The organism is Gemmatimonadota bacterium, assembly GCA_009841265.1.
In the GTDB taxonomy this organism is placed as follows: Bacteria; JAAXHH01; JAAXHH01; order JAAXHH01; family JAAXHH01; genus JAAXHH01.
In genome coordinates, this window is sequence record VXMB01000009.1 from 405,563 (window position 1) to 419,272 (window position 13,710).

Annotated in this window: 11 protein-coding genes; 3 read left to right on the plus strand and 8 right to left on the minus strand. The window is 63.6% G+C overall.

Annotated elements, in window-relative coordinates:
* Positions 1-16: 16 nt before the first annotated feature.
* From lpxA to F4X08_06670, 3 genes are all read left to right on the plus strand, one after another.
* Positions 17-802, plus strand: coding sequence for an acyl-ACP--UDP-N-acetylglucosamine O-acyltransferase (gene lpxA / locus F4X08_06660; GenBank protein ID MYD25476.1), 786 nt, complete (start codon positions 17-19; stop codon positions 800-802).
* Positions 803-882: 80 nt separating this feature from the next.
* Complete coding sequence (locus F4X08_06665) at positions 883-2,646, plus strand: hypothetical protein (GenBank protein ID MYD25477.1); 1,764 nt, start codon at positions 883-885, stop codon at positions 2,644-2,646.
* A gap of 10 nt (positions 2,647-2,656) precedes the next feature.
* Positions 2,657-3,970, plus strand: a complete 1,314-nt coding sequence (locus tag F4X08_06670) for an amidohydrolase (GenBank protein ID MYD25478.1) — start codon at positions 2,657-2,659, stop codon at positions 3,968-3,970.
* A gap of 24 nt (positions 3,971-3,994) precedes the next feature.
* Here the strand turns inward: F4X08_06670 and F4X08_06675 are convergent, their stop codons facing one another.
* The 8 genes from F4X08_06675 to F4X08_06710 form a co-directional block, all read right to left on the minus strand.
* Entirely contained in the window at positions 3,995-4,507 is a 513-nt protein-coding gene (locus F4X08_06675) for a hypothetical protein (protein ID MYD25479.1), read from the minus strand.
* Between the two features lie 137 nt (positions 4,508-4,644).
* Positions 4,645-5,577, minus strand: a complete 933-nt coding sequence (locus F4X08_06680) for a DMT family transporter (GenBank protein MYD25480.1) — start codon at positions 5,575-5,577, stop codon at positions 4,645-4,647.
* A gap of 46 nt (positions 5,578-5,623) precedes the next feature.
* Positions 5,624-7,108 (minus strand): M81 family metallopeptidase, encoded by a 1,485-nt coding sequence (locus F4X08_06685; GenBank protein MYD25481.1) that lies wholly within the window; start codon positions 7,106-7,108, stop codon positions 5,624-5,626.
* Positions 7,109-7,128: 20 nt separating this feature from the next.
* On the minus strand, positions 7,129-8,763 hold the full coding sequence (locus F4X08_06690; protein MYD25482.1) for a thiamine pyrophosphate-requiring protein: 1,635 nt from the start codon (positions 8,761-8,763) through the stop codon (positions 7,129-7,131).
* A 10-nt stretch (positions 8,764-8,773) separates the two neighbouring features.
* The gene (locus F4X08_06695) at positions 8,774-9,613 is read right to left on the minus strand and encodes a phytanoyl-CoA dioxygenase family protein (protein ID MYD25483.1); all 840 of its coding nucleotides are present in this window, start codon (positions 9,611-9,613) and stop codon (positions 8,774-8,776) included.
* 42 nt (positions 9,614-9,655) lie between these two features.
* On the minus strand, positions 9,656-10,504 hold the full coding sequence (locus F4X08_06700) for a phytanoyl-CoA dioxygenase family protein (protein MYD25484.1): 849 nt from the start codon (positions 10,502-10,504) through the stop codon (positions 9,656-9,658).
* 304 nt (positions 10,505-10,808) lie between these two features.
* Positions 10,809-11,435 (minus strand): thioredoxin family protein, encoded by a 627-nt coding sequence (locus tag F4X08_06705; protein ID MYD25485.1) that lies wholly within the window; start codon positions 11,433-11,435, stop codon positions 10,809-10,811.
* 43 nt (positions 11,436-11,478) lie between these two features.
* Entirely contained in the window at positions 11,479-13,701 is a 2,223-nt protein-coding gene (locus F4X08_06710) for a thiol:disulfide interchange protein (protein MYD25486.1), read from the minus strand.
* Positions 13,702-13,710 lie beyond the last annotated feature (9 nt).

A 13,710-nucleotide genomic window follows, 5' to 3' on the forward strand; every position in this document is an offset into this window, starting at 1 on the left:
TACCACCGAAGTCCAGATTCATCCCACGGCCATCGTGCATCCAGACGCGGAGCTGGGCGCCGGATGCAGCATCGGTCCGTACACGATCGTGGAACCCAACGTGACCATCGGGGCCGGTACCCAGATTGCATCCAGCGCGATGATCGGCGCCCATACCCGTATCGGCGCCGAATGCAAGGTCTATCACGGGGCCGTCGTGGGATCGATCCCCCAGGATCAGAAATTCATCGGCGAGCAGTCCATCCTGGAGATCGGAGACCGGACTTCCATCCGGGAGTTCACCACGCTGAATCGCGGGACGAGCGCGCTGGGGAAGACGGTGATCGGAAGCGATACCCTGGTCATGGCCTATGTGCACGTCGCCCACGATTGCGTGATCGGCAACCGGGTGATCCTCGCCAACGGCACGCAGCTGGGCGGCCACGTGGAAATAGAGGATTTCGCCATCACCGGCGGGCTCGTCGCCGTCCACCAGTTCGTCCGGATCGGCCGCAACGCCTTTATCAGCGGGGGCGGCATGGTGACCAAGGACATCTGTCCGTACTTCAAGTATGGCCACGATCCGCTCAAGCCCGTTTCACTCAACACCATCGGCCTGAAGCGCTGCGGGTTCTCCGAGGAAGCCATCCGTACGCTCAAGCAGGTCTATCGCCTGCTCCACCGGTCCTCGCTCAATATCTCCCAGGCGGTGAAAGCGGTGACGGCGGAAGTGGAACATACCGACGAAGTCAAGTACCTGCTCGCGTTTATAGAGGAAAGCGCCCGGCGGAGCAAGCGATACGGCCGCGGCCTGACTTCCTGATCGCGTGGATTCTTCAGAAGAGAAGCTGCCGCGGTCCCCTTCACTATCCACACTACCCATCGTCAAAGAAAGGAACTGCCATGTCGGCCGTCTCAACCGGTGGGCGTACCGTGCGTATTGCCTCGCCCATGTCGCCTCCGTCCTGGGCCTTGCTTGAACTGAGCCTGATCAAACAGCAGGAAGAGTCCGTGGAAGCGTTTTACAATCAATACTTCGATGAACGCGGGTACCTGCTGTGCGTGCCCCGCTGGGGCGGCGACGACGGTCCGGACGACGCAGCGGAGAACTTCGCGAACTGGCCGGAACTCTACGCGATCGGCGCTTCGGAGCGGGTATATGACCTGTACAAGAAGGCGTGGGACGGCCACCTGCTGCAGTACTCGGAGGCGAAGACCACCGAGGTCGAATTCGCCCGGGACGGCATGTACTTCAAGGAATTCCCCACGATGTTCGACTGGATGCACAACGGGGAGGGATTCACGGCCTTCTTCCTCGAAGGCCTGTGTGACCCCCGCGACAAGAAGTTCGTGGACCGCACCCGGCGTTTCTGCGGCTTCTACATGGGCGACGATCCCATCGCCGACAACTGGATCCCCGAGCACCACGTGATCAAGAGCATGTTCAACGGAAGCCGGGGGTCCATGCTGCGCAAGGCCACGGGGCTCGACTGGGCCGGCGATTCCATCGAGGTCGAGGGCCGTTTCAGACTGGGGCACGGGGAACGGAACTACGAGGAGATGGTCGCCCACTTCAAGGACTACAACGATGTGGCAGGCGATCATCCACTGAATATGGGCGTAACCACGATGACCCTGAACGCCTACATGATCGACGGCGATGAAAGGTACTATGACTGGACGAAGGACTACATCGACGCCTGGGTGGAGCGCACCGAAAAGAACAACGGGATCATCCCCTCCAACATCGGACTGGACGGGAGCATCGGCGGGGAGTGCGGCGGAAGATGGTACGGCGGGGCGTACGGGTGGGGATTCTCGACGATCGTGCCCCAGACCGGCGAGACAGCGCACCGGCCCTACTTCCTGATCCGGGCCCACTGGAGTTTCGGCAACGGGCTGCTGCTGACCGGCGATCAGAAGTACGTCGACACCTGGCGCGGCGTCATCGACGGCGTCAACGCGAACAGCAAGGTCGAGAACGGCCGGACGCTCTATCCCCGCATGCACGGCGATGACGGCTGGTACGACTACCGTCCCGAACCCTTCGACGTGGGCGCGGAGCAGGTCTACTACTGGTCCATGGACCGACGCGATCTCGAACGGGTGCCCATGGAGGGCTGGATCGCCTTCCTGGAAGGGCAGAACCCGGACTATCCGGAAGAGGCGCTGCTGGAGGACATCTCGACCGTTCGCTCGAAGATGGAAAGGATGCGGAACGACCTGTCCACGCCGGATACGCGTCTATCGGACGACATGAACGGCACGAATCCCGCGGCGGTGGACGCCCTGATCCGGCTCATGCTCGGTGGCATGCCCACCGGGCACCTGGGCCACCCCCTGCACTGCCGGTTCCGATATTTCGATCCGGCGCGCGTCCGTCCGGGAATGCCGGAAGACGTGGGCGCCCTCGTGGAAGAGCTTCACGATGACAGTGCGGTGGTCACGCTGGTCAATACCAACCAGGTCTCCTCCCGTTCGGTGACCGTCCAGGGCGGCGCATACGGGGAACATCAGATCCTGGAAGTGGATGGCGGAAGCGGGACAACCCCGATCGACGGCAGTAGCTTTACGGTGACGCTCGAGCCGGGATGCGGCAGCCGGCTGCGCGTGGCCATGGACCGTTACGCCAACCGGCCGTCCTTCGACTTCCCCTGGGAGAGGTAGAACAGACCATATGCAGAGAAGACAGACATGGGCGCTGCTCATCCTGGGCATGTTGTTTATCACGAACATGCCGCTGCCCGCGGCCGCCCAGCAGAAAAATGTGGCCGCCCTGGTGGCGAAGTACCGTGCTGACGCCATCCGCATGCGGGAGCACATCCACCGGAACCCGGAACTGAGCAACCGGGAGTTCAAGACGGCGGCGCTGGTGGCGGATCATCTCACCGCGCTCGGTATCGAGATCCGGACTGGCGTCGCCCACACGGGCGTGGTAGGCGTACTTAAAGGCGGCCGACCGGGTCCGGTAGTGGCCATCCGGGCGGACATGGATGCGCTGCCCGTGACGGAGGAGACGGTATTGCCTTTCCGGTCGACCGTACGGACGACCTACCTCGGCCAGGAAGTGGGCGTCATGCACGCCTGCGGCCATGACGTGCACACCGCCGTACAACTGGGCGTCGCTTCCGTGCTGGCCGAAATGAAAGACGACCTGCCCGGCACCGTCAAGTTCATCTTCCAGCCGGCGGAAGAAGGAGCGCCGCCCGGTGAAGAGGGCGGCGCGGACCTTATGGTGAGGGAGAGAGTCCTCGAAGACCCCGCGCCCGAGGCGATTTTTGGTCTCCACGCGCTGCCCTCCCTCGACGTGGGCACCGTCGGATACACCATCGGGCCGGCTTTTGCCGCCGTGGACCACTTCACCATCAAAGTCCGGGGCAAGCAGGCCCACGGCGCCCGTCCCGAAGAGGGCATCGACCCGGTCGTCATGGCTTCCGAGATCGTGTTCGCCCTGCAGACGATCCGGTCCCGCACCCTGTCGCCCCTCGAGCCCAGCGTGGTCACGGTGGGTATCTTCCGCGGTGGCGAACGCTTCAACATCATCCCCCGGGAAGTCCATCTCGAAGGGACGGTGCGCACCTATAACCCCGAGGTCAGGGACACGGTGGAGCGTCGGATGAACTCCATCCTGGAGGGCATAACCGGGGCCTATGGCGGTTCCTTCGTACTGAACTACGACCGCGGCACCCCTTCCGTGATCAATGACCCCGCGCTGTCCCGGGAAATGGCCGGTTACCTGACGGGTGCGCCCGGCGTCGAGCAGGTGCTCGAACTGCCCCCGACCATGGGCGGCGAGGACTTCGCCTATTTCGCCAACGAGATTCCCGGATTCTTCTACCGGCTCGGTACCACCCGGCCCGGACAGCCTTCAGGCGGCCTGCACACCCCGACCATGACGGCGGACAGTGAATCCGTGGGGGTGGGCATGCGGGTGATGACCCACCTGGTGCTGGAGTTCCTGAACGCCCGGGCGCCGCGGTCCGATCGGTAGCCGCGCGACGGGGGTATGTGAGTCTTAACGACCCATATTCCGCGGACCCCGGACAGCCTGGCGGTAAGCCCGTGTCTGGTCCAGGCCTGTGATGCGCGTCGCTCCCTCGATACGCATGCCCGCGTCCCCGGTGACATAATACTTGTCCACCTCCCCGAAGGCGGTCGAACCGGCGAGGTTGTGCACGAGCACCTCGCCGATATCGACCACCGTGTGCAGCGCAAGCCCCCGCGCTTCGTATTCCCGCCGCCATCCTATCCAGTTTGTCGCGTCCTTCCGGTCCAGTGGATCCGATGAGATCAGATGTTCCGTCGGAAACAGGCGGGACCATCCCAGGTGACCGACCACGCGCTCGATCCGCGTCACGCTGTGGCTGGACAGGATCCCGAGCGCAAATCCGCCGGCGATGACCTTGAGATGTTCCACCGGGAATCGTCCCGACGCTTGGATCTCGTCCCGGTCGATCTGTTCGTACATGGTTTCTTTCGCGTCCAGGTGCGCCAGCGTCCGTAAACCCATGACCACGAGGGGCTTCATGGTATCGGTTCCTTTCTGCGTAAATCGATGACGCCGGCCGGCACGGTCGCGGCGGGGTGGTCCGGCCGGCACGGTCACGGCGAAGCTACCGGGGCTTTCCGGCCTGTTCGTCCTCGGCGGAACCGCGCGACAACCGGTTACCCGGACTTCACAGACCGCCGAAGGTTGCCGAGTATGGACCCGATGACGACCAGCACGGCGCCGGATATGCTCAGCAGATTCAGGTGCTCCGGCTGCAGCAGGCCGGGAAGGAGCGGCGCAAGGATCATCATGTCCACGACCGTGACCAGGGGCACGGCCGCCAGGACCATGCTGACCCGGAACACTTCGAGATGTTTCAGAGATTCCACCAGCGTAACGAAGGCGACGAGCGAGATCACCGCCGAAGCGTTGAGCAGGATCATCTGCCGGGTGTCCTGCACCAGCAGCGATTCGAATCGAACGAAGGGCAGGATCAGTATCGAACCGGCCAGGTAGATCAGGAACAGGATGACGGACGTGGGCAGGATCTGGAGCAACTGCTTCTGGGTGAGGGTATAGGTAGACAGTGCCAGCGCGGCGACAGTCACCCACATAATGCCCGGAATCATCGCGCTGTCACCGGACAGGAGTTCCGCCAGTTCCTCGTTGAAGAACAGCACGATCCCGCCGGTGAGCAGCAGGAGACCCAGTACCTGGATCAGGGTCATCCGTTCATGAAAGAGCAGCATGGCGCCCAACAGCAGAAACAGCAGCGAAATCTGGTTGACCACCTGGGCGGCGCTGGGCGAGATATACTGCAAACTTTGGGGATAGAACACGTACGCGCAGCTGAACCCGAGCACCGCCGCGAGGAAGACGAGTGCGTAACCGCCCTTGAGTCGACGGACCAGGGTGAAATGACCCTGCCGGTATACGATCAACGCCATCAGCGCGGCCGCGACGACGAACCGGTACCACGTCATCGTGAAGGCGTCCAGGCTGATCAGCATGATTTTCAGGACAATGGGCAGGCCGCCCCATACGAAGATCGTGAACAGGCTAAGGACCAGTCCCAGGCCCCAACGGCCGCTGGTGACGTGCCGGTTCATGCCTTCCCCGCGGGAGAGACCGTTACGGGAGGACAGCCGCTCGGCTTTATTCGAACACCTCCACTTCCGGCGTGCAGGTCATGTCCGGATCGAGGGGGTAGATGGGTCGGGGGACGTACTGGTGGCCAAGCGTGGGGATGTTGGGACTCGCCGCCCCCGGCGAATCGATGGTGATGGTCCGTTCCGCCCAGTCGTCGTACCACGCGTCCGGCGTATGGGGCAGTTTCTTGACCACGACGTCGAAGCGTTTCGGGTCCTGGCCGAAGGCGGGATACATCCAACGGTCGCACAGCAGGGGACCGGAAGCCGCCAGGAAAATCGTGACGTTCCGGCACTGCAGCACCGCGATGGGAACGTCGTCCCGCCGGCCCAGCACTTCCACCGTGGCGGTGACTTCCACCGGGATAAAGCGCGGGTCCCGCGTTCCGCCCAGGGGGACGGTAATGGTCTGTCCGACACCCGCATCCATGGCGCGCGCGACCGCGGGATCGTCGCGGATGGGGAACAGCACGCTGCCCCGGTAGTCGCTCTCGAGGAACCCCTTCAGGATGGTGTTGCTCGTGCCCGGCGCGCCCGAACTGGTGGCGTCGGCGGCATCGGCGAAAACGACCGTTCCTTTCGCCTGCGCGGCGATGCGGATGCCCTCCTCTACACTGTGCAGCACGCACTGCATGTGGGACCGCATGTTCCAGAAGCTCCGGCCGATATGCAGGGCCTCCCGCACCGCCAGGTCCCGGTTGCCGTCCGTGATCACGACGACGCGGGAGCCCTGTTCCGGGCAGTCCGTCGGCGGGTGGCCCAGCATGATCCCCCCGGCGAGCACGTCGTCCCGTTCCTCCAGGCGCTCCAGGTACCGGATGAACGTGCCGTGCACGCCGGTGGCCGTCTTGAGCTCGTCGCCTCTGACCATGGTGGGCGTATACACGCTGGCGATCACGGGCCGGGCCCCGTCGAGGATGCGCAGCAGCACCCCGGCGGCCCGCGCGCCCGTTTCGTACCAGTCGATGTGGGGATAGGTGTGCAGGATGGCGCAGGCGTCCATGTGGGACAGCATGCGCCGGGTGATCGTGCCGTGCATGTCGAAGGAAGCGACCACGGGCACGTGGGGTCCGACGATCCGTCGCACCTCCCGCAGGACGTACCCTTCCGGATCCTTTTCGGTTTCCGCCGCCATGGCGCCGTGCAGGTTCAGGTAAACGCCGTCGGCGCCGGTCCTGTGCCGTTCGATCGCGTCGAGCAACTCCGACGTGGTCCGCTCGAAGCACGCCTGCGTGATCGTACCGCCCGCCCCCATGGCAGCGCTGTAAGTGGGCACGATTTCCATGCCTTCCCGAGCGGAAAGGGTATCGACGGCACCGCCGACCACGCCACCGAGGCTGTCCGCGCCGCCCTGGTCATCCGGGTCCTCGAGGCCGACCGGACCCTTCAGCATCTCGCGGCCGCGCAGGATACAGAAATCTTCATACACCGTATCGTTGGGATGGAAGTCGTTGGTTTCCTGGAAGTAGGTGCCGATCAGGATTCTGGGCATGGCGCTCCGGCGGTCTCCTTTCAATACCTCGACGTGTGCTCTTCCACCTTGGTGATCGTCTCGATGACTGCCGGCCGGCCCTCGCGGTTGGCTTCCACCGCTCGCTGTATCGCCGGAGCGATCTGGTCGGGCGTCGTCACCTTCTCGGCGTAAGCACCCAGCCCTGCCCCGATGGCGGCGTAATCCCCACCCAGCCGATTGCTCCCCCAGCGTTCCGATGCGTAGGCCATGTGATGGTCGTAGTGGGTCATGACCCCGTTGTTCAGGATTACCGTAATGATGGGGATCTCCGAACGCACGGCGGTCTCCACGTCCAGCCCGGCCATGCCGAAGGCGGCGTCTCCCATGACGTTGACGACCTGTTTCTCCGGGTCGGCGATCTTGGCGCCGATGGCCAGTCCCAGCCCGTAGCCCAGCTGCGTGGAAGCGCCCCAGCCGATATAGCCCCGGGGCGTATCGGTCTCCCAGAAGGGTGCGAGCTGCTCCCGCGGATACCCCGAATCGTGGGTGATGATCGTGCGCCTGCCGTCCACTACCCCGGCGATCTCCCGGAACACGCGGTACGGGCTCAGGGGCACCTCGTCGGAGCGGAAACGGGGTTCCCATTCGGCCAGCCACGCCGCCTTGAGCCGTGCGATCTCCTCGATATCGCCCCGCTCATCGTCCCGGGGCCGCCCGTCGAGCTGACGTTTCGCTTCCTCGACCATCTGCCGCAGCACCACCCCCGCGTCGCCCACCGCGCCGTAGTCGACGCGGTGCTCCTTGTTCAGGTCCCCGTGGCTGACGACGCACTGGGCGAGCGCCGCGCCCGCCGGCACATCCGATTTGAACCCTGAAGTCATGCTCGTGCCGATGCCGAAGAAGAAATCGGTCTTCTTCAGGTATTCCGCCACCATCAGGGAATGGGAGGCCGCTCCCGTGCCCAGGGACAGGGGATGGGTTTCGGGGAAGGCGCTCTTGCCGGCCAACGTGGTCATGATCGGGGTCTTCGTCCATTCGGCGAACTCGATCAGCGCATCGGTGGCCTCGGCGTACAGCACGCCCTGGCCGGCGCTGATGACCGGGCATCTGGACTTCAGCAGGGCCGAAACCAGATCCCGGACGTCCTCGGGCGATGCGCCGCTCTTGAATGGTTTAATGGGGGTGTAGTCAAAGGCGTCGTCAGGGATCTCCTCCTCGCCCACGTCCCCGGGGATCTCCAGCATGACCGGCCCCGGCTTGCCTTGCTTCAGCAGGCTGTACGCCCGCCCCATCATTTCCGGAATCCGGGCCGCCGAGTTGATGTTCGAGACCCACTTGGTGATGCCCCGGTAGTTTTCTACCGATTCGAAGGCCAGGTCGGCGCCCGCACGGGACCGCGGCGGACCGCCGGGCAGCAGCAGGACGGGCACCGAATCCGCGTAGGCCTGGGCCACCCCGCCGAAGGCGTTCTCCGCACCCGGCCCCATCTGCATCATGAAGACGCCGATGGTTTTCCCGTTCCGAATCCGGCTGAATCCGTCGGCGATATTGACGCCGGCCCGTTCCTGCCGGCAGAGAATGGGACGCAAGCCCTCGATCGCGCAGGCGTCGATGAGGGGATGGTGGGGGAAACAGCTGAACCAGTCCAGCCCCTCCGCCTTCAGGATCTTCGCAATGGCTTCGTTTCCGGTCATGGGTTTCCCTTTACTCTCCCTCGCGCCGAGGGGTCGAAAGCGTCCTACCGTCGTCGTCGATCAAGGGACGGTGATACACATACGGCGGTTCGATCACGGCCCGCTGGGCTTCGTTGAGTTCTTTCGTCCACTCCGGCAGGCCAGTTTCAAACACACCGCCGGTATAATGCATGTACTTCGGGGTGTACCGGTAGAACAGCGAGCGGCGCTCTCCCTGCCCCTTCCACGGCAGCGTACCGTGGGTCGTGGCCTCGTTGAAGATGACCAGGTCGCCGGCCTTCATGGGCACGTGGTACACGATATCCTGATCGGCCTCGTAGCGGGAGATTTCGTCCGGAAGGGTGAAGTTCGCCTTGTGGCTGCCCGGGACGACGCACAGCCCGCCGTCGCCCGGGTTCACGTCGCTCAGCTGGTACTGGCAGTTGATCAGCCCGCAACGCATGGCGCCGTTCTGGTAGTGGTAGGACCGGGATCCGTTGTATTCGGCCTGACCGTACCCGTGAAGGCGCAGTCCCTCGGTCCCCGCCGCGGACGTGAAGATGAAGGGACTGTGATCCATCTTCCACCCCCGGCCCAGCAGGGTGTTCAGATAAGGGATGATCCTCGGATTGGCCAGCACCTCGCGGAATGGCCGGCACCAGGGCTGCTCCCACGTCAGCATGCCTTCATAGAGCCCGCGGAGCTGCGTGCCTTTGAGCGCCTTGCTCGTGCTGCTCGCTGTATCGTCCTTCCGCTTGTCTCGATTGGCGTCCAGGGCCTCGTTCAGTGCCGCAACCTGCTGGGGCGCAAGGGCCTTGCGCACCACGATGAACCCCTGCAAGTCGAAGAGGTACTGCTCATGGGGTTCCATGGTGGCGAATGGCGTGGACGGGTTCATGTGGACTGGTTCGATTCAGATCCCCTCCCTGCGGGGACGTACGATCGATTCGCCGTCGTCCTCGATCAGGGGGCGGTTGTAGATGTACGGGGGTTCCAGGACCGCGCGCTGGGCTTCGGTGAGCTCATTCGTCCATTCGGGCAGGCGCGTTTCATATACGCCGCCTTCGTAATGCATGTATTTCGGGATGTACCGGTGGAGCACGCAGCGTCGCTCACCCTTTCCCCTCCACGGCAGCGCGCCGTGGGTCGTGGCCTCGTTGAAGATCACCAGATCGCCGGCTTTCACAGTGACGTGATGGAAGATTTCCCGGTGGTCCTCGTAGTGGCGGACGTATCCCGGCATGGGGAAATTGGCCTTGTGGCTGCCCGGTATCACGGTCAGCCCGCCGTCATCCGGATCTACATCGGTCAGGTAAAACTGGCAGACGATCAGTCCGCTCCGCATGCGGCCGTCGTCGTACATGTAGTAGGTGGACCCGGCAAACTTCCCCGTACTGTTGCCGTGGAAGGGCGTGCCCTGGGCGCCCGGCTTCGAGGTGAGCACGTCGATGTTGTGGTCAAGTTTCCAGCCCCGGCCCATCATGGTATTCAGATAGGGAATCAGCTTCGGGTGAGCAAGCAGGTCGCGGAAGGGCTGGCACCAGGGCGGGTCCCAGGTCAGCATCCCTTCGTAGTGGACGTACTGCGTGTCGGGGCCCGCCAGCGGAGTGCCGTCCAGCGCGCCGCCCGGTCCGTGCTCGCCGGTCCGGTCGGGATGAGCGTCCAGGGCGTCGTTCAGCGCCCGCACTTCATCGGAGGAAAGCAGGCTGCGGACCACGAGAAACCCCTGAAGGTCATAGAGGTATTTCTCGCGCTCGCTCATCACGACGAAGTCTTCCGGGTCGCCGAACATGGCCATGGCGGTCTCCTGGCGGCTTGCTCCGCCTCACTGTGTATCCAGTCGCCACGAACGGATACGGCCCGTTCCGGCGTCGGTGGAATACAAAATCACGTGTTCAGGAATATAGAAAACGGAGGAGCGTAGTCAAAGGTAACTATACGTTGACCGGACCTGGTTTCTTCCTTCCCATAATTACAGAAATTGCCGTTGTCACCACAAGTGCGGCAACAACGGCAATTGGATAATTCCGAATTCTACAGGCCGATGGCGCGACCCGCGAATTCCTCTAGTACTTCACCGTACAGCCGTAGGCCCGGGTCATCTCGACGGGCACTTCATTGCCGGCAAAAACCGCGTCCAGGGCCATGACGACGTAATTGTCGGCCTTGGGTATGTCGGCGATGTTGGCCGAGTTGATGCTGTCGATGGCGCCCATGTAGATCAGCGTGCCTTCCGGGTTGATGATGTACATGTGGGGCGTGTGAGTGGCGCCGTACGCCCTGCCGACGTCGCCGTTGCCATCGAGCAGGTAGGCGTCCACGGTCGACGCGTGCTTCTTCAGGCGCTTGTGGATTTCTTCATTGGAAAACTGGCCCTGCTTGCCTTCGGCCGACGAGTTGACGGCCAGCCAGACCACGCCCTGCTCGCGGTACTTGTCCTGCAGGCCCTGCATGTTCTTGGCGTCGTAGTGCTTGGCCACGAAGGGACAGTCGTAGTTGATCCACTCCAGGACCACGTACTTGCCGCTGTAGTCCGAAAGCGTCACGCTGTTGCCGTTCGTGTCCGTCAGCGTGAAATCCGGTGCCGCGTTTCCCACCTTGGCTTCTCCGGCGGCCATCGGTGTGGAGAAGTTAACCAGCAGGAACGCGGCGGCAACGGCCACCACGGCTGCCGGAATCAAGATCCTCTTCATGAACATCCTCCTTGTGAATAGTAACGTCAAACTACTTCAAATTCTACCTGATGGCAGCGCTCCCGCTTTCCACCTTCTGCAACGCATCCAGCACCAGGCCGGGTGTGAGCAGTTCAGGCAGGATCTCCGGTTCGGAATCCGGACCGCCCGTATACAGCACATACAGTGGGACGCTGTTGCGACCGAATTCGGCGAGCGCCTGCGTGATCTCGGGGTCCCTTGACGTCCAGTCGGCCTGGACCGGGACCACGCCCAGGGTCTCGAACTGCTCCACCACGCGGCTGTCGCTCAGCGCCACGCGCTTGTTGACCTGGCAGCTCAGGCACCAGGCCGCGGTGAAGTCCACGAAAACCGACTTCCCGGAAGTGCGCAGGTCCCGCACCAACTGCCGGGAGAAGGGTTCCCATTCCAGCCCCGCGCTGTATGTCGTAGCCGCGGCGGTCCGTTCCGCCTTGGCCGGTGCCGGCACCTGGCTCAGTACGGTTACCATGCTCGCGATGATGATCACCGCGGCGGCAGCACGGGCAGCTATCCTCGAACGGCTTCCGGCAGCGATGCCTCCCCAGCGGCCGAGAATCCAGCTTCCAAGGGCTACCAGCACCAGCAGGACCATCACCAGGGCGACCAGGTTGGGGTCCGTCTGGAGGTTCAGCACCCAGAGCAACCAGACCACGGTGGCCATCATGAGGAAACCCATGAACTGTTTGAAGGATTCCATCCACGCGCCGGGTTTCGGCACATACCGCAGGAGGACGGGTACAGATGACAGGGTCAGGTAGGGCAGGGCCATGCCCAGGCCGAGGAACCCGAAGATCGCCAGGGACTGGACCGCCGACTGCGTCAGGGCGTATCCCAGGGCAACGCCCATGAACGGCGCGGTGCACGGCGTGGCCACGACCGTGGCCAGGACGCCGCTCAGGAAGGATCCGCCGAGTCCGCTCCCCGAATCCATCCGCCCGCCGAGCCCGACCAGCGACGTGCCGATCTCGAAGACGCCGAAGAGACTCAGGCCGAACATGAATATGATGACCGACAGAACGACGATGAAGGCCGGCGACTGGAGCTGGAATCCCCAGCCCAGCTGCTCTCCCCCGGCCCGTAGGGCGATCAGGACGGCCGCCAATGCGAGAAAGGAAACCAGGACGCCCGCGGTGAAGACCAGGCCGTGCCTGCGGGCCTTTGCCGGGTCGTCGCCCGCCTGGTGGATGAATCCGAGCACCTTGATAGACAACACTGGGAGGACGCAGGGCATCAGGTTGAGGATCATGCCGCCGACGAGGGCGAAGAGCAGGGCTTGCCACAGGCCGGATACGAGATCGCCGGAAACCGCCGTGGCCGCAAGGCCCGATACCACCGATACGTCGCCTGAACCCGCCGGTCCGATTACGGCGACCGCCGCCGGAAGTTCGTCCGAATAGACGGCACTCACGGCCATGGCACGCTCCGATCCGGGGCCACGCCATCCATCCGCGGACACCAGTACGCCCGTGATCTGCTGCGGCCTGCCCGTGTAGAAGCCCGACCGGCGCATCGTCAACAGGTACCCAGTCTCCGTCTTCTCCAGTTTCTGGGGAGATATGTAGTCGATCAGGTCTGCATTGTAGGGGTAGAAATCGGCGCTGGTAAGGTTACCCGGGAACCATTCGGGCGGCGCGGCGTGCAGCGCCACGGTGGAATCGGAGATGGCGGCCTCGACATGCCATCCGGGGACCGCGACCGGAAGGTTCTCCCGGGTGCGGGTAAAGAGATCGGTCCATCGATCATCGGCCTGGGGCGCGTCCGGGGAAACGGGCAGCGTCACCTGGTATCCGGATTCTCCTGGGAGACAGATGTCCGCGCAGACCAGCCAGGACGCGAAGGCTCCGACGTCGACCGTCCCGCCGGGTGCCAGGTCGGCCGGTGGCGTGATTTCCACGAGCAGGAGCGTCTCGCCCTCGTAGCCGTAGCTGGCCAGGATGTCGAGTTCGATCTTCTGGGGATAGGGCCAGTTGATCTCTCCGGCCTGGAATCCATCAGGCAGCGTCCAGTGTATCTTCGTGGGCAGACCCGAATCGGCGGGATTGCGCCAGTAGGTGTGCCAGTGCTCGTCCATCTTCATCCTCAGGCCGGCCCAGAAAGGCTGCCCGGGTTTGATGGACGTTGTCTCCACGACCAGTTCGGTCTCCATGTAATCGGTACGGACCGCCTGACCGTGTACGGACCAGGTGCCGGCACCGATGGCGAACAGGATCGCTAGCGACAGTAAGGTGGCGCGCATTGATTTCATGGTGTGTTG

What these genes read in the sequence shown, in the direction of transcription:
- F4X08_06695 (MYD25483.1), bottom strand. Translation starts at nt 9,613, where the DNA reads ATGGAACCCCATGAGCAGTACCTCTTCGACTTGCAGGGGTTCATCGTG.
- F4X08_06700 (MYD25484.1), bottom strand. Translation starts at nt 10,504, where the DNA reads ATGAGCGAGCGCGAGAAATACCTCTATGACCTTCAGGGGTTTCTCGTG.
- F4X08_06665 (MYD25477.1), top strand. Translation starts at nt 883, where the DNA reads ATGTCGGCCGTCTCAACCGGTGGGCGTACCGTGCGTATTGCCTCGCCC.
- F4X08_06685 (MYD25481.1), bottom strand. Translation starts at nt 7,108, where the DNA reads ATGCCCAGAATCCTGATCGGCACCTACTTCCAGGAAACCAACGACTTC.
- F4X08_06675 (MYD25479.1), bottom strand. Translation starts at nt 4,507, where the DNA reads ATGAAGCCCCTCGTGGTCATGGGTTTACGGACGCTGGCGCACCTGGAC.
- F4X08_06705 (MYD25485.1), bottom strand. Translation starts at nt 11,435, where the DNA reads ATGAAGAGGATCTTGATTCCGGCAGCCGTGGTGGCCGTTGCCGCCGCG.
- F4X08_06680 (MYD25480.1), bottom strand. Translation starts at nt 5,577, where the DNA reads ATGAACCGGCACGTCACCAGCGGCCGTTGGGGCCTGGGACTGGTCCTT.
- F4X08_06710 (MYD25486.1), bottom strand. Translation starts at nt 13,701, where the DNA reads ATGAAATCAATGCGCGCCACCTTACTGTCGCTAGCGATCCTGTTCGCC.
- F4X08_06670 (MYD25478.1), top strand. Translation starts at nt 2,657, where the DNA reads ATGCAGAGAAGACAGACATGGGCGCTGCTCATCCTGGGCATGTTGTTT.
- F4X08_06690 (MYD25482.1), bottom strand. Translation starts at nt 8,763, where the DNA reads ATGACCGGAAACGAAGCCATTGCGAAGATCCTGAAGGCGGAGGGGCTG.